This is a genomic window from Aliiroseovarius sp. M344, assembly GCF_025140835.1.
GTDB lineage: Bacteria > Pseudomonadota > Alphaproteobacteria > Rhodobacterales > Rhodobacteraceae > Aliiroseovarius.
The window spans coordinates 871,202-895,768 of record NZ_CP081153.1; the positions used below are offsets into that span (position 1 = coordinate 871,202).

The 24,567-nt window shown below is 53.6% G+C and carries 20 protein-coding genes; 11 read left to right on the forward strand and 9 right to left on the reverse strand.

Annotation, left to right across the window (positions count from 1 at the left end; all coding sequences use genetic code 11):
* The first annotated feature begins 77 nt into the window (after positions 1–77).
* Genes K3556_RS04280 through K3556_RS04295 form a run of 4 tightly spaced genes read left to right on the forward strand, consistent with a single transcriptional unit; the run spans position 78 to position 3,570 of the window.
* Positions 78–1,040, forward strand: coding sequence for a cupin domain-containing protein (locus tag K3556_RS04280; RefSeq protein ID WP_260518494.1), 963 nt, complete (start codon positions 78–80; stop codon positions 1,038–1,040).
* A 20-nt stretch (positions 1,041–1,060) separates the two neighbouring features.
* A complete protein-coding gene (locus K3556_RS04285) occupies positions 1,061–2,185 on the forward strand; it encodes a cobalamin-independent methionine synthase II family protein (protein WP_260518495.1) in 1,125 nt (374 codons plus the stop codon).
* Positions 2,182–2,874: an alpha/beta fold hydrolase gene (locus K3556_RS04290; protein ID WP_260518496.1), complete on the forward strand. Its 693-nt coding sequence runs from the start codon at positions 2,182–2,184 to the stop codon at positions 2,872–2,874. Before K3556_RS04285 ends, K3556_RS04290 begins: the two co-directional genes overlap by 4 nt.
* Positions 2,875–3,570, forward strand: a complete 696-nt coding sequence (locus K3556_RS04295) for an RraA family protein (RefSeq protein WP_260518497.1) — start codon at positions 2,875–2,877, stop codon at positions 3,568–3,570.
* A 463-nt stretch (positions 3,571–4,033) separates the two neighbouring features.
* Here K3556_RS04295 and K3556_RS04300 read toward each other — a convergent pair whose 3' ends face one another.
* The 5 genes from K3556_RS04300 to K3556_RS04320 all read right to left on the reverse strand — a co-directional run bounded on the left by K3556_RS04300 (position 4,034) and on the right by K3556_RS04320 (position 9,013).
* A complete protein-coding gene (locus K3556_RS04300) occupies positions 4,034–4,366 on the reverse strand; it encodes a 4a-hydroxytetrahydrobiopterin dehydratase (RefSeq protein WP_260518498.1) in 333 nt (110 codons plus the stop codon).
* Positions 4,367–4,580: 214 nt separating this feature from the next.
* Positions 4,581–4,763: a hypothetical protein gene (locus tag K3556_RS04305; RefSeq protein WP_260518499.1), complete on the reverse strand. Its 183-nt coding sequence runs from the start codon at positions 4,761–4,763 to the stop codon at positions 4,581–4,583.
* A 511-nt stretch (positions 4,764–5,274) separates the two neighbouring features.
* A complete protein-coding gene (locus K3556_RS04310) occupies positions 5,275–5,790 on the reverse strand; it encodes a DNA methyltransferase (RefSeq protein ID WP_260518500.1) in 516 nt (171 codons plus the stop codon).
* A gap of 711 nt (positions 5,791–6,501) precedes the next feature.
* Positions 6,502–7,236 (reverse strand): alpha/beta fold hydrolase, encoded by a 735-nt coding sequence (locus tag K3556_RS04315; RefSeq protein WP_260518501.1) that lies wholly within the window; start codon positions 7,234–7,236, stop codon positions 6,502–6,504.
* Between the two features lie 283 nt (positions 7,237–7,519).
* The gene (locus K3556_RS04320) at positions 7,520–9,013 is read right to left on the reverse strand and encodes an FAD-dependent oxidoreductase (RefSeq protein WP_260518502.1); all 1,494 of its coding nucleotides are present in this window, start codon (positions 9,011–9,013) and stop codon (positions 7,520–7,522) included.
* A gap of 203 nt (positions 9,014–9,216) precedes the next feature.
* On the opposite strand from K3556_RS04320, the gene K3556_RS04325 reads away from it, so the two are divergent.
* Positions 9,217–9,342: a hypothetical protein gene (locus K3556_RS04325; RefSeq protein ID WP_260518503.1), complete on the forward strand. Its 126-nt coding sequence runs from the start codon at positions 9,217–9,219 to the stop codon at positions 9,340–9,342.
* Positions 9,343–9,353: 11 nt separating this feature from the next.
* Positions 9,354–9,632: a hypothetical protein gene (locus K3556_RS04330; protein ID WP_260518504.1), complete on the forward strand. Its 279-nt coding sequence runs from the start codon at positions 9,354–9,356 to the stop codon at positions 9,630–9,632.
* 3 nt (positions 9,633–9,635) lie between these two features.
* On the opposite strand, the gene K3556_RS04335 is transcribed toward K3556_RS04330, so the two are convergent.
* Both K3556_RS04335 and K3556_RS04340 read right to left on the reverse strand, forming a co-directional pair.
* Entirely contained in the window at positions 9,636–10,886 is a 1,251-nt protein-coding gene (locus K3556_RS04335; RefSeq protein ID WP_260518505.1) for a helix-turn-helix transcriptional regulator, read from the reverse strand.
* Between the two features lie 437 nt (positions 10,887–11,323).
* Positions 11,324–12,226 carry a LysR family transcriptional regulator gene (locus tag K3556_RS04340; protein ID WP_260518506.1) on the reverse strand — a complete coding sequence of 301 codons (903 nt, stop codon included), beginning with the start codon at positions 12,224–12,226 and terminating at the stop codon, positions 11,324–11,326.
* Between the two features lie 273 nt (positions 12,227–12,499).
* On the opposite strand from K3556_RS04340, the gene K3556_RS04345 reads away from it, so the two are divergent.
* The 4 genes from K3556_RS04345 to K3556_RS04360 all read left to right on the forward strand — a co-directional run bounded on the left by K3556_RS04345 (position 12,500) and on the right by K3556_RS04360 (position 17,021).
* Positions 12,500–12,922 (forward strand): DoxX family protein, encoded by a 423-nt coding sequence (locus K3556_RS04345; RefSeq protein WP_260518507.1) that lies wholly within the window; start codon positions 12,500–12,502, stop codon positions 12,920–12,922.
* A gap of 66 nt (positions 12,923–12,988) precedes the next feature.
* The gene (ygiD, locus tag K3556_RS04350) at positions 12,989–13,813 is read left to right on the forward strand and encodes a 4,5-DOPA dioxygenase extradiol (RefSeq protein WP_260518508.1); all 825 of its coding nucleotides are present in this window, start codon (positions 12,989–12,991) and stop codon (positions 13,811–13,813) included.
* 527 nt (positions 13,814–14,340) lie between these two features.
* A complete protein-coding gene (locus K3556_RS04355; RefSeq protein ID WP_260518509.1) occupies positions 14,341–14,808 on the forward strand; it encodes a hypothetical protein in 468 nt (155 codons plus the stop codon).
* Between the two features lie 80 nt (positions 14,809–14,888).
* On the forward strand, positions 14,889–17,021 hold the full coding sequence (locus tag K3556_RS04360; RefSeq protein ID WP_260518510.1) for a pentapeptide repeat-containing protein: 2,133 nt from the start codon (positions 14,889–14,891) through the stop codon (positions 17,019–17,021).
* Between the two features lie 155 nt (positions 17,022–17,176).
* Here the strand turns inward: K3556_RS04360 and K3556_RS04365 are convergent, their stop codons facing one another.
* On the reverse strand, positions 17,177–20,107 hold the full coding sequence (locus K3556_RS04365; RefSeq protein WP_260518511.1) for a DUF3131 domain-containing protein: 2,931 nt from the start codon (positions 20,105–20,107) through the stop codon (positions 17,177–17,179).
* Here K3556_RS04365 and K3556_RS04370 point away from each other — a divergent pair.
* The gene (locus K3556_RS04370) at positions 20,046–23,516 is read left to right on the forward strand and encodes a polysaccharide deacetylase family protein (RefSeq protein ID WP_260518512.1); all 3,471 of its coding nucleotides are present in this window, start codon (positions 20,046–20,048) and stop codon (positions 23,514–23,516) included. The two genes, K3556_RS04365 and K3556_RS04370, sit on opposite strands and share 62 nt — an antisense overlap.
* A gap of 81 nt (positions 23,517–23,597) precedes the next feature.
* Here K3556_RS04370 and K3556_RS04375 read toward each other — a convergent pair whose 3' ends face one another.
* Entirely contained in the window at positions 23,598–24,068 is a 471-nt protein-coding gene (locus tag K3556_RS04375) for a hypothetical protein (protein ID WP_260518513.1), read from the reverse strand.
* Positions 24,069–24,567 lie beyond the last annotated feature (499 nt).

Consider the following 24,567-nt stretch of genomic DNA (forward strand, 5'->3'; position numbering starts at 1 on the left):
GAGCACGGCGTTTGAACAACCGTCCCCCCGGAGGGTGGGTTTGACTCAAACAAACCCAAACCAAAGGAGATTAGACAATGACAAATATCGAAAACCGCATCGTTCGTTACGGCGATCTGAAGCCCTGTAAAACCGCCTTCATCGACGCCCACACGCCGGGGTCGGATCAAAAGGAAAACTTCACGATCATCGGTGGGGGTGTGTCTGAAAGCCCCGATCAGCATGTGCATATTGCCGACCAGATCGGGTTCAACATCGGGGCGGCTGGCCAGCCGCCGCGCGTCCGCAACTCGTTGCATGATCACAACACGGCTGAGGTGTTTTTTGTGCTCAAGGGCAAGTGGCGGTTCTTCTGGGGCCGTTGGGGAAACGCAGGCGAAGTAACGTTGGAAGAGGGTGACATTTTCAACATCCCCACCGGCATATTCCGCGGATTTGAGAACATTGGCACGGATTACGGGATGATCATGGCCGTTCTTGGTGGCGACGATGCCGGCGGTGGCGTGCATTGGGCCCCTCAGGTGATCGAAGATGCCGCTGACCACGGCCTCGTGCTGGGCGAAAACGGTGTGCTTTATGATAGCAAAAAGGGCGATGAGTTGCCCCACAACGTCAACCCGATGCCTTTGATGTCAGACGAGGAACTGGCCAAACGCGGTGAGCCGACCACAGCGGACGTCCTGCCAAATCACGTTGCTCGCTATTGGGACCTGATGGCATTGTCTGACGCCCAACCTGCTAAGGTGATTGGCGCTGATGCGATCTTGCGCGACCGCCCCGGTTTCGAGGTGGATTTCCTGTCACGCAATTCCATCTCGGCTGACGCGCACACCCACGACCAGAACACCGTTTTGATGCCTGTTCGCGGGCATTGGAAAGTCAGTATCCAAGGGGAAGAAAGCGTTCTGAACCCAGGCGACACCTGCCTGATCAAAGCAGGCGAGGCGCATTCCGTCACGCCGTCTATGACGGGCGAAGCCAGCCTTTATCGTATCCGCGCAACGGACGACCCAGCTGGCCTGACCGGTTCGGTAGAATAATCAAAGGGAGAGAGCCCACTATGACCAAGATTAAGACAACTCATGTGGGCTCTTTGCCACGCACTCAGGACGTGGTGGATTTCATTTTCGCGCGCGAGAACGAAAAGCCCTTTGATCAGGCCGATTTTGACGCTTGCATGACATCTGCGGTTTCAGAGACTGTGCGCAAGCAGGTCGAGGCAGGCATCGACATCGTCTCTGACGGCGAGACCTCGAAAATCTCGTATGCGACTTATGTTAAAGACCGTTATACGGGTTTTGATGGCGACAGCCCCCGCAATGCCCCGGCGGACCTGAAGATGTTTCCGGGATTCCTGAAACGACTTGCCGATGATGGTGGGACACCCAAATATGCCCGTCCGATGTGCGTGGGCGAGGTAAAGTCGAAGGGGCAAGGCGAGCTTGAAAAGGACATCGCGAACCTTAAGGCGGCAATGGCCGAACACGGTGCAGAACGTGGCTTCATGAACGCCGCCAGCCCCGGTGTAATCTCTCTGTTTTTGCAAAACGACCACTACAAATCGCGCGAGGCTTATCTAGCCGCGCTGGCTGATGCAATGAAAGCGGAATACGAAACGATCGTGGCCGCAGGGCTGGATCTGCAACTCGATTGTCCCGACCTTGCCCTGTCGCGTCACATGCTCTTCACCGACCTTTCTGATGACGAGTTCATCAAGGTGGCAAACATGCATGTCGAGGCGTTGAACCACGCGCTTTCCGACGTGCCTGCCGATAAGGTGCGCGTCCATATTTGTTGGGGCAATTACGAGGGGCCGCATTGCTGTGACATCCCGATGTCGAAGATGTTCGACACACTGATGGCGACGAAATCGCGCTATGTGCTGTTTGAAACCTCGAACCCGCGTCACGGGCATGAATGGACAACCTTCCGCGATCGCAAGGCGGAAATACCTGACAACAAGGTTCTGGTGCCCGGCGTTGTCGACACCACCACCAATTTCGTGGAGCATCCCGAGTTGGTCGCGCAACGTATTGAACGATTTGTTGATATTGTTGGGTCAGACCGCGTGATCGCAGGGTCTGACTGTGGCTTTGGCACTTTTGCGGGTTTTGGCGCCGTCGACCCCGACATCGCATACGCCAAGCTTTCGGCCCTGTCCGAAGGCGCGGCTCTGGTCAGATGACTCCACTGGTCTTGCTTCCCGGAATGATGTGCGATGCGCGGCTTTTCGGCCCGCAGATTGCCGCGTTTTCTGGTCGCAGGGCGCTGATTTACGCACCAATATCAGAGCGCTCCAGCATCGAAGAGCTTGCGTCTGACATTCTTGCCGATGCCCCGCGGCGTTTTGCGTTGGCAGGCCTTTCGATGGGTGGGATCGTTGCGATGGAAATCTTGAAACAGGCACCGGATCGTATCGAAAGGATTGCACTTCTCGACACCAACCCTTTGGCGGAACAAGAGCAGATGAAGGCCCGCCGGCTTCCCCAGATGCTGGCGGTCAAACAAGGTAAATTAGCCGCAATCATGCGCGATGAAATGAAACCAAACTACCTGAGCGACGGACCGCGTCGCGGCGAAGTCCTTGATCTATGCATGGATATGGCGCTCGACCTCGGCCCGCATGTGTTTCTGAACCAATCTCGCGCGCTGATGGACCGACATGACCAAACCGATACCTTGCGCAAGGCAAACCTTCCGGCGCTTGTTTTGTGCGGGGCGCACGATACGCTGTGCCCCGTTTCTCGTCATGAGCTGATGGCCGATCTGATTCCCGGCGCACGACTGGAGGTCATTGATGGCGCGGGGCATTTACCCACTTTGGAACAACCTGAAAAAACCAATGCAGCGCTTGCCCGTTGGCTGGAGGATTAAATGGACGACACGCTTCTGACCCTGCTGCAGAAGGTCGACACGCCGACCGTGTGTAACGCCATCGAGGTGGCACAAGGCAAGCGTGGGTTCAACGCCTTCACGCGCGGCACTATGCTGGCGTCGCACCCCGATGGACCCGCAATGGTCGGCTATGCCCGCACAGCCAAGATCGCGGCCGTGGCCCCACCTGATGAACCGCCTGAAACCATCAAAGCCCGGCGCATGGACTATTACCGTCACATGGCTGAAGGTCCGCGCCCAGCCATTACGGTTGTGGAAGATATCGATTTTCCACATTGCATTGGCGCCTATTGGGGTGAGATCAACACGACGGTTCATAAAGGTTTCGGCGTGTGCGGGGCGCTGACCAATGGTGTGATGCGCGATCTGGGTGACCTACCTGATAATTTCCCGGTCGTGGCCGGGTCCATCGGTCCCAGTCATGGTTTTGTGCATGTGAAAGAGATCGGCATGCCGGTGACGGTGTTCGGTCTGACCGTTGCCGATGGAGATCTGGTCCACGCTGACCGGCACGGCGCACTTGTCATTCCACCAGAGGTGCTGGCTAATTTGGAAAGCGCAATTCGTAAACTGCTTGAAACCGAACAGCTTGTGCTTGAGCCCGCGCGCAAGGACGGATTTGATTTCGACGCATTCGAGGCCGCTTGGGCTGCATTTGAGGCCGCGCGAACGTAACGGTTCCCATGTGCGTTGTAATCAACATTTGGATGGTTTTCGACTAAACTTCGCAATGTGGCGCTTTGCGTTCCCACGGGTTTCGCATTGCGCGTACCCACTACGCGCGCTCAGACAGCATGTTTTTCAGCACGTCAGAAGTTCATACTGATTGCGGCATTCATCATAATGGGCTCATTGCAGCCATCGGAGTCATTTCAGCATCCGCCTGAATTGAGTTTACGTGGTTGCCATGGACCGGCCCTTAGCTGTCACCCATCGTGTCAAGGCACGCCGCATAGCAGCTTCACCGAACCGGCCAATTGCTGCGCCCGCGAGGGGGAGACCCATGTGAATTCACGCAATGCGGAGCAGAGCCGCCGTCCAGAGTATCAAATGCAGGCCCGGTCCAGCTTGGCGCGATCGGTCCTTGAAAGCTTTGTTCTCAAGCGCGAGCTTCCAGACCACACAGACAGGCGATCGGCTACGAAAGGTCCGATTGATAGCTTGCAGCGGTCGAAGCGTCCGCAAGTGCGTCCATTTTCTTAGCCAGCTTAATATCCAGATTCGTTAGACCGTCGGCATCGTGTGTCGCCAAAGTGACGTCGACAGTTCGATAGACATTGAGCCATTCAGGGTGATGGTTCCACTTTTCACACCAAATCGCTACACGGGACATCCAGCCCCAAGCCTCTACAAAATTAGGGAAGATATATACCTTCCGGATTGCATCACGGTCCGAGACCGCTCCCCAACCGACTTCTCCCAACTGGATGAGATGTTCCTGACGCTCTTCGGGTGTCAAAATATCTGCCATTTTCAGCTTTCCTCCGCTCCAAAGAGTATAACTTGTCGAACAGCCGACGGAAATCTGTATCCGCTCCGGGCTATTTCCAGCCATTCGCTACGCATTACAGCATGGATCACAAGGCAAGCCAAAGCAGCCATTGTTCTCGATGCAAAACAGGCGTGATTCAACCATCTGTCCTCAAAATTCAACAACTACAATGAGTTGTTAGTATGGTGTCCCCCTAGTACCTGATTGCAGCTAACAACCGGCCGAGCATGCTCAGCGTCTTTTGCGCATGTGCCTTGTCTTCGAACAGGAGCTTGCGGATTCCTTCTTCCTTCTCGGTTACCAAATCAATTTCGATTTCAACAAGCTCCCGTTCGCACATGTCCTTCTTTATTTGCCACTTCTCAAGTGCAACCAAATTTTGCTTGCACATGAGTCCTTAAGCGCGAGCCTCTCAGGTTCTGAAGCCAATTCTGACCTGATCGGGGTGGGGCAGAGGGGGGTGGTAAGTCTGCAATCCCCAACTCCTCCCGTCGTCCTAGTTCCTCTTCCCACTCGACTTTTTAGGTGATTTCGGATTGAATCCAAGCTTCTACGAACTACTTTTTTTCATGCTCCGTTGTCCCCAAGAGTTCCGCAAACGAACGCTGAGCTCTGTGCTGCCCATGACCGCATTAACTTCCAAAGCGCGCATTAATGCTTGCGCCATTGGCACCGTCACATTTCGGTTATTTTCACGCACCGTGATGTCGCAACAAACCTCGCCCAAAATATTCCCCTTGATGCGTTCTTCATTGAGCTTAGGCTGTTTGTTCTTCGAACCAAGTGGCAGCCCCGAGGGCATAGCCGGACTGCCCGGGTTAGAAACGGGTTTTGGTCGGAGGTTTGCCGTATCCCGCATCATAATCCGCGGCCCGATACATCCCTGATCACATCGGTGACCATCTGCACAGGTTTTCCGTTGGATGGAGATCCAGATCCTCCATACATTGCCCGTGACGGCTGTTGATCGCTCGGTATTCCCAATCATTCGAGCGGTAACGGCCATGTTGCCCAAGTTCGAAATTGTTAATGTGGGGCGCTGTGCCCTTTTTGAATACGAAGATTAACTCATAACGCGATCGATAGAATGTTCCCGCTCCAACATTGTCTTTGGCCCAGACGATCAAGTTCTTCAATTCGTCATAGACTTTCTGTCCCGCCGCCAGAATTTCGGTCAGGTGTCGCCAATCCATACAGAGAAAGTCGATTGAGCTGTCAGCGCTATGATCTGCAAGATTACGGAATGCTGTTTTCAGGAACGCAGTAAATACCGCCTGGCTCATCTCGCCCGATGCCATGGCAAATTCGCGGTGCTGGTTCTTATCAGAGTTTCCGACATGACTATCAATGGGCACATTGTACGGCGGGCCACTAAATACCATTTGTGCCGCCTTGCCATCCATGAGCAGGGACACCACAGATTGCGATTTGTTCAATTTTCTTCCGGGTCATCTTGATCTCCTGATCAACGTTGCGCCACTCGGTCGACGGAAACGACGCCGAATCAAAAACGGGCGCCCGTGTGAACACGGCCATCCTTAATAGGCCAAACTACGCAATATGAACGCAACATGAACATTCAGCATTTACGAGACCGACCACGTCGAAGTGGTTGTCATACCTGGGCGGCTTATTAGTCGCTGTAAGCAGTACGGGCGAGCTTGTGTGACACACGTCAACGTAGCAACGCGCCTGTACTTATCCCTGTCATCGAAACTGATATCCCTGAAATTGGACTGATATTTCCCTGTTTTTCCTTGTAAACTACAATTTCGGTGGGAGACCGGCTAGCGCACGCCTGCCAGTACTGCCAACTATTCTCTAAAACCTGAAAACCCAGACTGGCGGTTGAATAGCTGCATGGTTTCAGTGGGTTGTGGCAGGGACCGGTCTGGCCAGACGCAAATCCTTCGGATGTCCGGCCGTAGATAACGCGTCCGTCTGTACACGCGATTTCCGGGATACACGAAGAAGGGATTTCAAAGAGTTGCGATGTAGTGTCGTTGCGCCTGCCAGTCGGAAGGCAAGTCGCGGCGCGGGCACCAGTCAGACGTCAAGTGGACATGACCGTTGAACATCTTCTCACCACTTCACGACATGGAACTTTTTCGCCGTCAACGCGCCCAATGCGCCGCCAAATGCCGCGCAAAGGCTTCAGGCGTTTCGCAGATTCCCCAGTGGCCAACATCCTTTTGGATAACCAAGGGAATGTCCCATCGACTGCAAAACCGGTTGGCATAACCTAAGGGCACGAAGGGATCGTTTTCACCCCACATGACAAGCCCGCGATCCGCGATGTTTGAAAAGTCGAAGGCGCCCATCCAAGCGCCGGGGTTCTTGGCCGAGCGATAGAGCTTGAGGATCGCACGTTTCATATGGCCGTCGATCCGGGGAGCCTCGTGATCGGCTATCGGCTTTGGCATCCCGGCCGAGATCAACTGCTGATGAAATTTCTTGGAATTGCCAAGCAACATGAAAACTTCGCCTAATATTGGTGTTTGCCAGGTTTTGGCCAAGGAATGCCATTCATAGGTTGGTTCTGGCACCGCGTTCACCACGGTCCAGGTGCGGATCGCTGCTGGCCGGCTGTGCGCCGCCACCGCGGCCAATGGTGCCCCCCAATCGTGGCCAACAAGATCAATCGGACCGTGAGTATTTGCCGCTGATTCAAGTGTTTTAATCACCCAATCAAGATATGCTTCCTTCGTGGCAGCGAAGCCGGCAGGTGTCGCGCCGTTGAAACCTGGCATTGTCGGATTAAGGTAATCGCCTTCGGCAAGCCCTAATGCCTTGATAACCGGCGACCACATGTACCCAGTATCCGGCACACCGTGAATAAACAGCTTCATAATAACCTCCTTTGTTTCACCGAGGGTCAAACGACGCATCATTGAACGTGCTACCAGCTGACAAGAGCAGAAGATCGCCAATTGTTTGGCAAAGGCGCAGCTCCAAACCTACGTGCCGCCGGTATTCAGTCGCCTTTCGGCACCTTCCTTTCGGAAACTCGCAATTTGGCGCTTACAATCCCCCAAAGCATAATCGCAGCAACCACGATCAAAGTGATCTTAATGACGCCAAGTGCGACGAATAACCAACTCGCTATCCAACTTTGAATAACCATTGCAGCGCTCACACAAATGGTTTCGCATGGACATCGAAGCGTTCAGCCACCCTGTCCAAACAGCGGCGACAATGTTCAATGTCCCTTGTCGCATTTGCTTTCATTGTCAAAAGCCCGGCTATTCGTCGTGGTAATGGATACCAACGATCAAGATCCAAGCCGCAACGATCCAACAGCATCAAGGGCAGCGTTTGTACCGCGACCACCTGGTTCATATAGGCCTGTGCTGCAGATGCGCCGACCCAGGCATTCCGGTTTTTGCGGAACAAGGCCTCTAGGTCCACGGTATAGAAACCCTGCCTGCGCATTTGACTTCGATACAGTAAATGGGTTGTGAAGAAGCCAGAGACGCTTGTCAGGAAATGAAACGTATCGCGCGAATTGATGCTTAGCACACAGTTATTAGGGCTGAGGATTGGTATCGGCGTCGCGAGATCACTGCTTCTGAAGAAGCTGCCGGTGCAGTTTACGAAAATGCTACCATCTGCAACGGATGCCTTGGCCCTGCTGCGCATTAACATTTGTGGACCATCCGGGGTGTCAGTGACATCGACGAGGTAATCCGCATGCGTTCTTGCCACGCCAGCTTTGATCTTGGCGAGTTCTTCTTCCGACTGTAGCCCATAAAGAAATACGTCATTGTCAGATGCTGGGTCTGTTGAGTGGTTCTTACGTAGATGCGAAAGCGTATGATCCTCGTTGTCGCCATCGAATGCCATTGCCACGTCGCGGAACAGTTGCGACGCTAGCATGCCTGAGGTCCAGCGTTTCAGTCCTGTGGGAATATATTTGGTTCGGTTGAAAAAGTTTGTGCCGCGTCCATTGATCAATGAAATGTTGCGCGCTGGATCTGCTGCAAGCGTCGCGAGGACCGAGTCCATGCCGGTTTTTCCACCACCTACAATGATGACCGGGACGTTTGGTCTTTCGGCCAATGTCGTGCGTAAATCCTGTGGAATGATCGAAATGACGTTCTTGCTGGAAAACTCAAGCGGCTTGGCCAGTACGTAATTCAGCCCCGGGGCATGAATGGCGCGTTTGGCGTAAACTGTTTTCGAACCATCCTTCGCCCCGTTGGGATGAAAGACCACCTCTGCCATTGGTCCCCCGCAGGTTTCCACTTCGGTGCAGCGTTCAACAGTTTGCCCAAAGCGTGTTTGCAAGTCGACTTTGTCGCCGATCGGACCGAGCGAATTGGCAAGATGGCTTTGAACCTCGTCCCGTGTCGCCAAGTAATTGTGCGGCTTTTGCCATCGCCATTTCATATTGCCGACCGTAAACATGGGGTGTGGTTGGTGAAGCCTCACATAATCATAGGCGGTGTTCCACATTCCGCCAGGTGCGTCCTTCTGATCCAGCAACAGCACCCGCGCGTCCTTGGTAAGATACTCTGACGCCGCATTCAAAGCGTTCAGCCCGGCGATGCCCGCACCCACAACGACCAACTCGTAAGTTTCAACTGCGCTAACTGCGCCCTCTTGTAAAAGGCTTTTATCTAACATGTTTGCCCCCGCATTACTCTAGGTCAGCTTCGCTTGAATGTGCGGTTCGGAAACAGGGCAATTTTACCCAAAAGATCGGGTTGGTCCTTGGGTAATTTTACTCATGTGCAGGAACCTGACGAGAGGTCAATCTATAACCAGCCGCAAACGGTGCGCGGAAAAAAATAAAGAGCGCCTAACTATTCAATCATTTGGAGGATACCATGAAACGACTTTCCATGTTTGCATTTTTCGCCTCGCCCGTTGGAGGCGGCACCTTCGTATCGCTTTCCAATCCAGAAACCGGCAAGTCGAGACTTGACGTTCTCGGCTCGGTCAGTCTGCAATAAGGAACGCTATCATGTACACACGCATCACCTCGTTCGAGGCTACCGATATCAATGCGGTCGAAGCGCAGCTTGACGATATTTCGAAGAAGATTGCCGAAATTCCCGGCGTCATACGTATGCAGGCTGCTTGGACCGGCGAGGGCAAGGGCATGGTCATCGCGCTTTATGAAAGTAAAGAGGCTGCCCAAGCAGGCCAAGCATATGCGCTTGGTATTTGGAACGCCATCATCACACATCTTGCAGGCATGCCGGACTCGGTTGAATACGAGCGTGGTCGCGTGTTGGTCTGAACGCTAGTGCAGGCGCCGATCAGACGAACCCTCATTTGGCGTAAACAATATCGGATCGTCGGGGTCATACATGGCTCCGACGATCCGGAATACTGCAAGTGCTTCGGATAGTGCTCCGGTTGACTTGACACCAACCTTCTCAAGGACAGCTTGAACCTGATTTCGGATCGTCTTTTCCGCACGTCCTGTAAGCTTGGCAATCTCTGCGGGTGTCTTGCCGGTCACGATATGAGATGAAACCTCAGCTTCCCGCTTTGTCAGGGCAAAGACGTCCTGCAGAAGCCCCGGATTGACAGCTGTTTCGCCTTGAGTTCCAGCGAATATCGCGAACAAGGTTCGGTTCTCGAATATGTCGCGATCGGCCTGAAGCTGGTCAGTCATGCGCGGGTGGAAGGGGGCAACGCAAAGCGAAATCGGACCGGCGTCATCCTCCAGGCGCAGACCAGTGGGTTGTTTCTCCGCTTCCAAATCGCGAAAACAGCGATACAGCCACTTGGTTTCATAGGAATGCCGCAATGCGATCCCGCCACCTTTGCGCACTTTTAGAACGCCACCACGTGCTATCATGCGTTGGCCAGCCTTGTTTCCAAACTGTACGATGCCATCTGCGTCGCACACAACAAGAGGTAACGCCATAACATCAAGAAACCCTTGGAAAGCCTCTGCACTTTGCTTGGCCAGATGCAGGGCCCGGCTGATACGCATTGCGCGCACAACGTGTTGCGATAGCAACTCCAGCAGGCGGTAGATTCCCTCGTAATCTTTTTCGACCGGCATTGCGTCGATCTCAGCAAATGCGATTGTGGCATATCTTGGCCCCGAAACGGCGAAGGCCAACCCAACCCAATGACCAATTCCCATCGGCTTCATTTTTTGCTGGTAGAAGTTGAACGAGTGCAGTTCGTCGTCCGAAAATACGTCCCGAGATTTTAGGATACCTCCTAGGACGGGTTTTTGGCGGGTGCGCTGAACACGACGCATGTCGTTAAGTTCATCGGGCATTTCGGTGAAGACGCGGTCTTCGTCCGTCCTTTCTGCATCCCAGCGTTCGAGAAGCAAATCATTGAACCCATCCGCCGTGTACATACCCAGCCAATACTCGTTGTGAAACGAACTGGTCCATCCAAAGAACCCTGGAAACATCTCCGTGACGCGCGTTATCAGGCTCTGCCACTGGTTCTTCTCCAAGGCGGAGTCATAGACCAAACCAATGAGATCGCTCAGTTCCTGCGCGTCAATTTCGCTGTTTTTCATCGTCGACCCCTAGCGTTAACAGGTTAACTAATTAGATCGCTCACGATCAAGTTCTTTGCACTGCTCATTCGATCAGGGGTCAAACGCTGCACGCCAACCCACCTTTCATTAGTCTTTTGAGGAGAGATTTGCAGCGCTCTGGCATTTGGTAGCGGCGCGCAATAGCATCGTACTTCGCTGAACCAGATAGCCGCGATCTGGCGGTGTATCGGTCCAGATCGAACGCTTTAGCATAAGCAAGCTTGGCGTCGATAAAGCGTAGAAACATTGGACGCTACAAGATAAACTAAACCGGCTGTAGCGTTAGCTTTTTTGCAGCCTCGGCAATCCTAACATCTAATCCCGTCGCCGCAATCGTAAGGTTGAACTCACATCACAGAATGCCTGTCGTCATATTGAATGGGACATTAAATCGGCCCTGAGGTTTTCCATCGGTGTTATTTCAAACCGGCGTTGGCCGCCCGCATGTCACGCAATGCAAATTCTATGAGTGCGCGCGTTTTACGGGGCAGCGCACGACCTTCCAGATAGACAGCATTAATGCTGCCCGGTACGGGTTGGAAATCTTCAAGCACAGGTGCCAGACGCCCCGCCTCAATGTCACGCGCAATGGCGAATTCCGGGGCGTAGACAATGCCGTGCCCATCTATTGCAAGTTCGCAAGCGGCGCGTGCCGAATTCACGTAAAACTTGCCCTCGACCGAAATCAGAACCTCTGCCCCGTCTTTCTGTAGGGCCCAACGTTTTGGGTTTCGCCGATTGCTGTCAACGATACAGATATGGTGTGCCAGATCCTCTGGCACCCGTGGCGTTCCGTGCCGGACCAGGTAATCCGGGCTTGCCGCTATGATACTTCTCATGATCCCCAATTTGCGTGTCTTGATTGTCAGATTGTCGGTGGTTCCAATTCGAAATGCCAAGTCTATCCCGTCCGCGGCAAGATCAACAAAACTGTCGCTGAGACGCAGATCCAGCGACAGTTTCGGGTTTTCGGCAGCGAACCGTCCAAGCATCTTGGCGACATAGATTTCTCCGAACGTCACAGGCGCAGAAATCCTGATAACACCGGAAAACCCGCGCGACCCTTCGGAAACGTCCGAAAGCATGTCATCCAGATTATCCAGAAGGGCGGGCGCGCGGGACAGAAGGTCTTCGCCCGCCGGGGACAATCCGACTTTGCGCGTGGTGCGTTGAAGAAGCCGCACGCCCAGACGGGCCTCAAGTTCCGCCACATATTTCGACGTCAGGCGGTTCGAGACACCAAGTTGGTCGGCGGCGGCGGTGAAAGATCCGGTTTGGGCCGTGGCGACAAACGCCTTAAGCTGATCAATCGTGTCCATGAATGACCCCTTATTAAGAACATTTTGTGGATACAATTACCATAATGTCACCATTTCATAGAAAGTAAGTGCAGTCCATATTCAAACTCAGAGAAGCGGGCACAGCGTTGTTCCTGCGAGTGAATAAATACCAGCGAAGAGAATTGCGATCACCCAAAAAGGCACGCCAGCGCATTGCGCGGCAGCGTCGCCGAGTTGTTGGCCACCAGTGTTAATCGTGCTGATCGGCCTGCAAGGGCACTTTACGTGATCGCCACATACAAGGAAGAAATGATGACATCCCAAACAAACGCGGACTACGCCGCCCTGATCCTGCGCGTCTCAAGCGGCGCACTTTTCATTGCCCACGGCTTGCTGAAGCTTCTGGTTTTTACAATTCCCGGTACAGTCGGCTTTTTTGAAAGTCTGGGGCTGCCTTCGGTCTTCGCCTATTTTACAATTCTTGCGGAAATAGGCGGCGGGTTGGCTCTCATCCTCGGTGTCGCGACACGTCTTGTTTCGGTGTTCCTTATCGCGATCCTGCTTGGGGCGACCTGGGTTCATGCTGGCAATGGCTGGAGCTTCTCCAGCGCTGGCGGCGGTTGGGAATTCCCCGTATTCTGGGCTGCAGTTCAGGCAGCGATTGCGTTGCTGGGGGCAGGTGCAATTGCCGTGAAACTTCCCGCACTGGAACGTCATTTGGGAAAACTTGCCTGATAGGCTGCGATACCAATTTCGGGGGTGCCAATTGGCAACCCCGATCCTTAGAAAAGGACCGCCGAAATGAGCACCGCACAATCCCTTCGTAACCTGCGTGACCGGTTTTCGCCCACCGATCGTATGCCATTGGTGTTTCTGGGTCATGGCAGTCCCATGAATGCCATAGAGGATACGGAATTCAGCCGGGCGTGGTCGCAGTTGGGACAATCCTTGCCCCGACCCAAGGCGATCCTTATTGTATCAGCCCATTGGATGACGCATGGAACGACGCTTGTTGATGTCTCGGCGCTGCCTCGCACAATACACGACTTTTATGGCTTTCCAGACGCGCTTTATGAAGAAGACTATCCCGCATTAGGAGCGCCAAAACTGGCGCGCGAGGTCGTGTCGTTGCTAGCCAGTCACAATGCGAACGAGGACGACACCTGGGGTCTGGATCATGGGGCGTGGACGGTTCTGAAATTCCTCTTCCCTCAGGCCGACGTTCCAGTGTTTCAGGTCTCAATCGACATGACGCAGGACCTTGGTTATCAGCTTGAGATCGGCAATGCCCTGTCCGAGTTGCGCGATCGAGGCGTGCTGATCTTGGGCTCTGGCAATGTGGTGCACAACCTTGGCCGGATGCGGTTTGGTGGAGCGCCGCAGGATTTCGCGATTGAATTCGACACGCTGTTCGCCGACCGGCTGGAGGCCAGAGATTTTGCCGCATTGGCGGACCGACCGGCGCTTGGTTCTTTGCTGGATATGGCGCACCCGTCGGTTGACCACTATCTGCCAGCGCTGACGATTGCGGGAGCCGCAAACAACAAGGACGCGTTGACTTTCATGACGGACGGCATCGACCTTGGGACAGTCGCGATGCGGTCTTTCATCTTCCATCCGGCTTAAGAAACTCCTGCGCCAGACAATGGGCTGCAGGACCTGATTGTTCCCGCGCTGCGTCAGAATGTGGCCGTGATCAATTTAGGAACCTCCAGTGCCCGCAATGGCGCCCATTCTAGTCGGCTAATAAGCAAAGGCGTGATCGTGAGCGCAGCAAGTGGCCGAGGAGGTTCATGTCAGTTGGACTCGGGCGGTGATGTCACTTTCGAAGTGAGAAAAGCTGAATCTCTGGGTGAGGTTTCGCTGGGGAAAAATCCCATCTCCCATAGATTGACGGGGATCAGTGCGTTCGCCTCAGGAATATGTTCGCCTAGTTATGCCAGCGACTTTCGAAAGAGGAGGGGCACATGCGACCTGTGGTTAAGTGCGAGCTAGAACTGGCAATCCGATTGAGATTTGTTGGTTTGCTTGCGGCAGTTTTGATGTCGCCTACGCAGGTGATTGCACAAGATAGCTGTACTTGGCGGCCTGTGCAAAATGCCGGTATCAACAGTCATCAGAAGGGTGCGCCATGGTGCCAACCCGGCGAATTCATGACCGCTTTCGACTTGGACGGGGTGAGCAATTACGCACCGCACGACTCTCCGATTGTCGGGCAGGCGCTGTGTTGCACCAACGGACCCAACAGCGCGTGGACCCGGCTTGATGCATGGCGACCCGTCTGGCAGGCCAATCCACTGATCAGTAGCCACCAACTGCCGATGAACGGTTGGTGCGCACAGGGTTCGTTCATCGTGGCCATCGACTTCGACGGTCCACGAAACATCTCAGCGTATGATTCACCCGTCGTGGGTGCTGTTTTATGCGCGTATCGCTCTCCAACGGGCGGTTCTGCTGCCCGAGTCTTTCCGGTCGAGAGTGCTGGGTACAATAGTCACCAACCCTTTGGCCGTTGGTGCCCCGAAGGATGGTATCTGACAGCTTTCGATCAGGACAGTCGGCCGGGCTATTCGCCACATGACAGCCCCGTTATTGGGCAAGCCCAATGCGCTGCACCATAGCCATCGGCTTGCCATAGCAAGGCACCCGGACCAACCGGATCCGGTCATGGGAATGGATGAACGGAACGGGAGACCACCTGATGGAACCACTTGATCATGCCAAGGCTCTGACCACAATCGTGCGCACCGCTTGGACAGGCGTGACAGCAGCAAGTCTGTATGTCTGGCTTACCTTGGCGTCGCTCAAAGATGTAGACCTGTTCGTGCCTTACCGTACGTTCAGTTTGCCAGTGGTTGGCACCGGGATCGATCCGCGCGGTTTTTTCGTCTTCGCACCATTGCTGCTGCTGGCGGCGTATTTCTATTTCCACCTGATGCTGACGCGGTTGTTCGGATGCTATCATGCCCTGCTAGAGCAACATGAGGCGAGCAAGGGCACAGACACGCCACACATACTGGAATCGCTGGTCCCACCGTGGTTTCTGACGGTCCTGACTGATCCGGAAAGTAGCGATATCGAGGGTGAAAAACGGCTCGATTTTCACCCAGTCGCCTTTCATTTGGCTTGGTTCTTTGCCTATGCCTTCACACCATTGACGGTCTTTGCTCTAAGCTTTCGCTATTTGCGAGCGCATGACGCGTTTTTGACGTTTGCACACACTTTACTGACCACCATTATAGTTGTGGCGGCGGCCTTGTTCTGGCTGAAGCGCTGTGATTTCTGTCCAGGCGAAAGGGGCGCGCCTGATGAAAAGGCCCCACCTATTGCGGCCAAACAGGCGGCCGCTGCACAGGCGGCTGTTATTGCCACGCTTTTTGGAACGGTGTGCCTGTATCTTTTTTCTCAGGCTTTTATTGCGTCCGGTTTCAGACCGTACCATCCATTAGTTTTTCTGTCGCCCAATGCCCAGCTTTACCGGGCTGAACTCAGCAAACGGCCAGCTGGTTGGGACGAAATCCGGTGGATACAACTTCAGGACTTTTATGAAGAATGGGAGAAGTGCACCAAGGACGAGATAACGCTCGGCCGTGCTGGCGAAAGGGTCAACCGTGAAATCATTTTGGCCAGACTTGCCAAAAGGGATGCCGATTGCAACCAGGCAATTTTGTCGCGCCAGCCCGAGAACTCTATCCAAGATCTTCAAAGCGAATTGGCCCTGAGATTGGATATCTCTATAGGCGCTCAACTTGGCCGTATTCCCGCACCTGGCGACAAGGACGATGCCCTGAATACCAATCTGGTTTATTGCAAGAATGAGAATGAGGAAGTTCTTGTAGGCAAACCTCGCGATTTGCGGCATGCCTTCCTGATGGAAGCGCATCTGGTCGGCGCTAACCTCGATTGCGTAGATCTAGCCGGTGCAGACTTGCGCCGCGCAAGAATGGATCTGGCGAGTTTGTGGGGCGCAAACCTAACGGGTGCAGATTTGAAAGGGGCTTGGCTTTCCGGGGCAAGGTTAAAGGGTGCATTGCTGAAGAGCGCAATTCTTTCTGATTTGCGCACGCACTCTGCGGCCATATTCGAATCCGCCGTTATCTCCGGGACCAGCTTCGAAAGAGCATTGATCCACCAGTCTGATTTCTCCGGAGGCGCATCATTGGACGAGGTATCATTTTCGAATGCTCGAATGAACGGTTCGAAATTCTCGGGCGCAAATTTAACAAATGTCAGTTTTGAAAACGCGTCCCTTGTTGGGGCTGAATTCGTTTCTGTTGAAGCGCAGGGCGTAAACTTTTCCACAACTAACCTGCGAGGTGCAAAAATCTCGGGTACGTTGGAAGCTGCGGATTTCAGCACCGCCAAGCTGGCCGGGGCTGATCTGACCTGGGCCACGATCAAGGACGGTGTAATTGCTTCAACAGAGTTATCCGGAACCGTGCTGGATTATGTAGATCTAGACGGGTCGGCTTTGCGCGATCTGGACATGACCGCGCTCGACCATGTGCCACAAGATTTTTCGGATCAGCTGGCAAAGGCGTTCGGCGATGGATCGGTTGAGCTTCCAGAGGATATCGATCGACCTGCCCATTGGTGTGAGAAGGCGCTGACACCCGTTCAATTCTATGGAGTCTGGCAAGGGTGGAGAAAGGCTCGGGGTATGTCCTCTCTGTCGGTAATGAATGCACACCGGTGGATATATGTATCCCATTCGAACGGAACCAGACGATATCCAGAAATCCCTTTGGAGGCTCCGCTGCCGCAAGGTTGCCCGGCTAAGGCGGTTGAACAAAACGGGCGAGCAGGGGAAAGCAGGGTAGAGGTCAGCAATTAAAGAAATACGGGAAAGTTGGCCCAAGCCAGCTTCTTTCCCTCAGTACAGAAATGTAAACCAATCGGGCAGGGCCAAGTTGTTTTACTGTTGTATGGTGGTGCGTCGCTCCGGCCCAAACTTCATAACCCGCGCCAACTCTTCCGCGACCCGGGTAGTTACCATTTGGCCTTCCAATCCACACACGGTTTGCCACTATTTAGCCGATACGCAATAGACTGCAGAATAACGGCGTTCGTATTGATATCGCTGTATGCTTGGTCTGTTTCGCCGGTGACCGAGAAAACCCCCGGATTGAATCCCAGCACACTGGACATTGCTTTTTCGCGGATATGCCCAATCAGTAGATCGTTGTATTCGCTGGGTCTGTAGGCGCTCCAAAGGAAAGCGCCCTTGCTATTTAGCATGTCAACAGCTCGAATGAATCCCTTCGTCTTGAAACGTGGGGACGGGTCGAGTGTTTCAACCGTCCAATGCCCCCGATCCTCCCCGATCTGAAACCCCTGGTACACGAACCAGGGTTCACGGTTGATCGGACCCTCCGAAACGCAGACCAGTTTTCCGGTTGCTTGATACTCCTCAACCTGAGCCGCGAAAAGCGCTTCCGAGGCGGCGATTACCAGGTCGGAAGCCCCCAGTTCTATGGCCTCGAGCAGGTGTGGTTCCGCCCCGATCGGCCCAAACTCAGCAACGTCGTGAAGGATGTGGACGCCTCGGTCGAAGGGCGAGCCGGGCTCAGGTTCAGAATAGGGCGAAACAACAGGGTAACCCCAAAGACCAAAGGCACGTGCAATGTATCCCGCGTAATTTGATCGATACGAAGATACCAAGCGTCCCCCCCGCACGGTCAGAGGGGTGCCATTCCGGATGGTTTCAATTAGGTCCCAATTGCTTAGTATGCCCGCAATCCCGAGGTCCTTTTGGGCGTATTTCTGAAGCAAATGCAGCGAAACGAGTAGCCTTGCTGTATCGCTGGCATTGTAATCGTTGTCGCCGGAAGCTTTGCCGTTGGTTGATGCCAAACCTTTAGGAAGACGCAATCCGTCGAAAATTCCTGTGGCCAACCCGCCAAGAACCGCGCCTATTCGCTCGGCGAACTCGGCGTTGCTCAAAAGTCCAGTGCTATGTGCACTAAGGATAGCGAGTATCAGCGAACCAGTGTCCCACATTGTACTGAAGTTATAGGATTGGACCTTGTCGTCTTCGAGCCAGGCTGTCGCGGGCACCAAGCCGGTATCAGGGTTCGTCAGTTGCTCGAAATACGACCAGGCTGACTTAGCGTCGTCCATCAAAATATCGCGCTCAGCAGAGCTCACTTCGTCCGCGTATGGCCGGGCGGGCCATCGCTGCGCAAAACGCAGTAACCTTGCCTGTTCGCTCTTGACGGAAACGCTCGCATGGTACTGCTTGATGTTGAGAAGGCTGAATTGATCAGGTTTTCCAAGCGCGACAATTTCCTTAACCAGTTCATTCGCATCATCTGACGCACTGTATGCCGTCGCCTTAACAAGCAGCACGACATCTTCAGTGGGCGACGCGACTTCATCAATTCGCCCGCGCAACGTCTGCGCCGGAAGAATGGAATGCGACCCGGCGAGCACCACAGATGTGGTCATCCGCAGCGCGCCACTCTCGTCATATCCCAAGACGTGCTCTTTCCCCGGCGACATATTCAAAACGATTTCGAACCCAGCGTGTTCATACATGTTGGAAGTAGGCGTGGTTTCGTCTTTCACCGCTGCACATGAAATCGGTTCTATGGTGCGGGGTTTCGTGTCTGCTGCTATGGCTTCAAAGGCGAAGGACCTCGCCTCTTTCCAAGTGTCAGCGCTTGTTGTCGAAACCTGGAAACACTTGTGTGACTGACCCTCGCCGGCCGCTGCAGAAGTGGCATCAGATTTCTCTGGGGCGAGATCGAAAGCCCCCTTGATCACGGAGAACGGAACACCCGCTGCGGTCAGTTTCGCCGCGAGTCCGTCAGCTTCAGCGTCGGAACCATCTGCTTGGATGCAGAGAACCAAATTGCGAGAGAAGACGTCACCAGATCTGAACCGCAACTCTGATGGCAGGATAAGATAGTTGCGGTTGGAGATCAGATTGCGGCGAATTGTGTCTCCGAGGATAGCGCCTTGGTTGAACAGCTCTTCCTCTCCTTGCGGACCATCACTGGGAAACTTGGCGGCAAGAACGATCGGACCGTCACTGGATGTCGCCGTCGCGAGAGTTGCGGCGATATCCTCGCTTGTTGCGGACGGCGGTAAACGCCATCCGCCGTTGATTTGCTGAGTGCCGTCGCTGTTGCGCCAGATCTCAGGTGCCATTCCAGTCTCCGGAAGCAAGATGGTACTTAAGACGCCCGCAGACCGCAGTCCCTCTATGATTGGTTTCTCGCCATTCGGGAGGCGGGACACAATCGTCTGTGGAATGGCTTTTGGCGACCAATTGTCTAATGCTGCAGCAAGGGATTGCGTGAACCGATTTCGTGCTTCGCTTGCGGATCGCATGCGCAGATAAGGATGTTGTGAAGCAAGGTCCGGCAGATCAAGGGCCAAATCGATCAAGCCCGGATAGTCCGAGGTCATAGTCGAAAAAAAGCGCATCAAGTCGGTGTTTGCGTCTTTCTTATCCCATTCCTCGCGGTCGAATTTGACCACGATGCTTACCGGAACATTCTGCGAAATAATTGGATCAAGGTATGCGAATAGGTCGGACGACGAGGTGCTTGGAGTCACGCCATCGACAAGAAGAATGCATGGCGCGGTACTGGCCCCTTGTGCCGCCTGCAAAGTAGGGAAAGTCGCTGCTGCTCCGCTCAAAACAACGCGGGAAAGAAATGTACGACGATCCATCATCTCACCTCGATTAAACTGCCCAGTTGAGCATCGCAGCTTTGCGCGTGGCGGCCAACAACCAAGACGCCGCACCTTGACGGCCTGCGACCATATACGCATTTCGTCAACATCGCGACTGTGCCATTCTATCCGTGAGACTGAAAACGCGAAATCGGCGCGACCCAGGGAACCAAACTTGAAAAACACCAAAGAAACAAAGGGTGGATCTTCGAACAAGCCAATATTCTTCGATCCCACATCGCACCGGCTTGTGTTCTTTAGTGTTTTTTCAATTGTGTTCCTGATCTTCGGCTTAGTTTGGTTTGCCCTGTTTTTTGTTCACCTGCTCGGTTCAGAACTTCCACTGTTTTCTGCAGAAACCACCTCAACATCTATTGAAGGCGCCCCAAGTGATTATTCCCAGTTGTCGCCTGACTGGCAGGGTCAAACAGAAACCTCAGCACCGAGTACGCAGGGGGCAATAAATTGGACGGATACGATAAATGACAGCGCGTCGCCAAATGTTGAAGTTGCGCAGCAACGTGATATCCAGAAGACCATCGTACATGCGTTCATTCCCCATTGGTCTATCGCTGGAATGGTGGAAACGCGTGCTAACATTGCAGCGGTTGATGTGCTGCTGCCGGAATGGTTTTCACTTGACCACCAATCCGGCGAAATAACAGCACTTCCAGCCGCCCAACGCGACAAGCTTCGAGACGTTTGGTTGCAACAAAGAGAACACGTCAAACTTATTCCTGTTCTCACATCGGGTTTAAACCAAAGCGATGAGGGCGTGCAGTGGTTGACCTCTGCAAAACAAAGAAACGAACTCATCAAATCCCTATCGTCGCTCATGAACGAGAAGGAGTTTGATGGCCTTTGCCTCGACTTCGCGGGTGCCGGCGCAATACGAGCCGAGGAAATCGCCGCGTTTTTGTTGGCAGTGAAAGCCGAGTTTCATCGGTGGGGAAAAGAAAGCTGCATTGTCGCTGAGATCGACGACGCGCTTTTGATGCATCCGAAAGCTGCGGATCTGGCCGACCGCTTGGTCGTACTTGCATTTCAGGAGCCGGGACCATTCAGCGGACCAACGCCCCTTGCGCCTCTGGATTGGTACGAGGAAAAGCTTTCGGTGCTGCTGGACAGCATCCCGGCAGAAAAGCTGGTTATAGCGCTTGGCAACTTTGGAATGGATTGGGTTAGCGGAATGCCCAACCCTGAATATTTGACCTTTTTCGATATCACGGAGGCAGTCGACAGAAACAAGGGCTCCATAGGAATGGACCGTGAAAGCCTAAACTCAGAGGCGTCGTTTTCGGATGCTCAGGGTCGTCGGCACCAAATCTGGTTTTTGGATGCGTTGAGCGCCCATAATCAATTGGCTCGAACCCCGCTGGATCGGATTGGTGGGGTGGCAATTTGGCCAGTAACCGGGGGCGACCCCGGGATCTGGGAGCTTCTTTCCCCCGGGTTCCCTGAGCTAAATACTGCCTCCAGTTTATTGCAGAAAATCGGACAAGCCTCGCATGTCAGATACACCGGGCAAGGGCCTCTGCTCACGGTTCAGAACCCAGCCACGCCCGGTCGAAGGATATTGGCGAAAGATCCAGAAGGCGGCCTTATCACCGATGCGAATTACTTGGAACTTCCTCGCGCTTTTACGGTCTCCTTGAGTGGAGCGTTGCCGAAAAACTCTGCCGTTCTTACCTTCGACGATGGCCCTAATAAAAAATACACGCCGAAAATATTGGATATTCTAAAGGAATATAACGTTCCGGCAGTATTCTTTGTCGTTGGCAACCGCGTGCAGATTTCTCCTGGGATTGCCCGGCGTATAGTCGAAGAAGGGCATGAACTGGGCGTTCATACCTACACCCACCCCAACGTTGCCGATATCTCTGACCTGCGTCTCAAGCTGGAACTCCATGCTTCGCAGGAGCTTATCGAAAGTGTTTCGGGACTGAACACCAACCTGTTCCGCGCACCATATGGGTTCGATGAAAACCCGGAAACACCTAAAGAAGCCAGCGTTCTAAGCCTGCTGACCAACGAACGTTATGTCGTGGTTGGCATTGAGATTGACTCGACAGACTGGACACGCCCGGGTGCAGACAAGATCGTAGAGACCGTCACCTCTCTGGTGCAGTCAGGGCAGGGCAACGTGATCCTGTTCCATGATGCAGGCGGGGATCGGGAACAAACGGTCTTGGCATTGCCGAAGATTATCGAAGCGCTTGACGGGATGGGGGTATCAATTGTTCCTCTATCCAGCGTGACCGGGCAGGGCGCAGGCTTTCAGTCGGGTGAAGTGGCGCAGGCTCAAGATCAGATCAGTACCTACTCTTTTTGGTTTATCCGGTCTCTGAAAACGGCCATAACGGCGGTTTTCTTTTTCTTGATAACAGTTGGTATTGTTCGTTCGCTGGCGGTTTTGGTGCTTGCGTTGATTAAGGAACGGCGCGTGCATAAAAGCGGCGATGCGAAATTGCCCGTCACAGTTTTGATCCCGGCGTATTGCGAAGAAACTGTCATCACCAAATCCGTGACATCGGTCCTTCAATCAACTTACCCAATCGAACAGGTCATCGTCATTGATGATGGTTCAACCGACGAGACCGCAAAGGTAGTGGTTGAGCATTTCGGGTCCGATCCGCGCGTCCGATTGGTCCGTCAAAGAAATCAGGGTAAAGCAGAGGCGCTCAATCACGGGATAGGCCTGATTGATACGCCCGTTTTTGTCGCCATCGATGCCGATACTATCATTGCGCCGGACGCAATTGGCCAATTGGTCAAGCATTTCAATGATGCGAAAGTTGGGGCAGTGGCAGGCAATGTCAAAGTCGGGAACCGTCGGAACCTGCTGACACGTCTGCAGGCGATCGAATACATTACGGCGCAGAACCTAGACCGTCGGGCGTTCGAAGTTCTTAACGGCATTATGGTTGTTCCCGGTTCGATCGGTGCCTGGCGAACTGACGCGGTAAAGGTTTCTGGCGGCTACACGACGCAGACCCTTGTTGAGGACGCCGACCTGACGGTTTCCATTATTCGGAATGGCTATCAAGTTGTTTTCGAACCGAAGGCGCACGCCTTTACCGAAGCCCCAGAGACGATCCCGCAGTGGATGCGACAGCGGTTGCGCTGGCATTTCGGGATGCTGCAGATCGCTTGGAAGCACAAATCCGCATTCTTTGAACGCCGCGCAGTTGGGATGGTTTCGATACCGGATTTGGTTTTGTTCGGTGCGGTGTTTTCATTGTTCGCGCCAATTGCGGATATCGTGATGGTCGTCAACTTAATCGCTCTGGCGGAGCATTTTACAGATGCGCCACAAATGCCGTTTGAGAGTTCCACTGTTGTAGTCGCAATTTCCTATATTGCTTATCTGCTTTCTGACCTCGTGCTCGCGACCATTGCCTTTGGCCTTGAGCCAAAAGAAAACAAGCGGCTGCTGCCCTGGGTTCTGACCCAGAGGTTTTTCTATCGCCAGATATACTGGATGGTGGCCTTGCGTTCGATCGCTAGGGCCGTGACCGGGCGTTTTACCGGGTGGCGCAAGATCACTAGAACCTCGTCGATCAACTTGGCAAACACCCTTGGCCTGCCGAGAGATCAGGTAAGGGTTGTGTTGACCGACAAGAAGACGCCTAAGGATTCAAATTAAGCCCCCGCGGGCTTATGCAAAAGCATCTGCGCGTACGCACCACATCCGAGGTGGCGCGTTTTCAGTCGGTGCTCCGGCGCGTCAGCTACAGACTTGGAACTTTACAGCACCTGAACCAGAGCCGAACCGTTGCATCGTGTATTTTTCGATATCAATGAGATAGCCATCGCCACCCAGATTATTGGTGCAGCAGCCGTTGCAGTCTGAATCAGAGCACAAATCGAGCACGTCCACCATTATCTCTCGGCCACCCTGGCGCAAGCGCAACGACTTTCCACCATACTGGCGCCAGTGCTTCTCATGGACTGCCGCGATGTTGGATTTTGCCACCCAATTCTCGGTTTTTTTGCCTCGCACGCCATAGAACTGTCCTGCCCACTTGCAGCCGTTATATTTGACGCATTCAGTGCTGCCGGGGTCGGGGTAGCTTTCGTAGTTCGTCAGCTTTGCCGTTCGCCACTCACCTTCACAGGTCTTCTCGGCCATCGCGGCGGGCGCGAAAAACAAGAGTGTCAGAAACAAAAAATGCTTAATCACTTTCAGCATCGTCATTTTGCTCTCCTTGATCCGGGGCATATGCTCGCTTTCCTCAGTTCCAATTCAATAGAACGCGAGCGATTTCTAAGTTAGCCCCCTGCGGGTCAGAGTGATCTGGAAGCCGTGAATGTATTATCTAAGCGCGAAAAAACAACCCTTAGGCTCCAGAAGTTTCTCTTTCATTTAGTCGAATTGATCATGTTTTGCTTCTATATCGGCAATATCACGGGCAAATCGGCGTCGTTCCGCTTCTGTCACTAATTGGGAATTAGATCATAATTATGTTCGATTGATGGTTTCCATCTGTGCCAGCGGTTTCATCCAGTTGGAATTTCGACGAGGCCATGATCGTCAAAGCGGCCGCAACAACGGTGCGCCAACAAAACCCACTGTAACCCGTGTGCTGTTAATAATATCGGGTAGTGAGTTGGGCATGATGATGTGACGCATGTTCTGAATCTTGCTTGCGCGATGTAAATAGTCCGCCTGGGCTTTCGAGCCTGCCCGAGAGGCC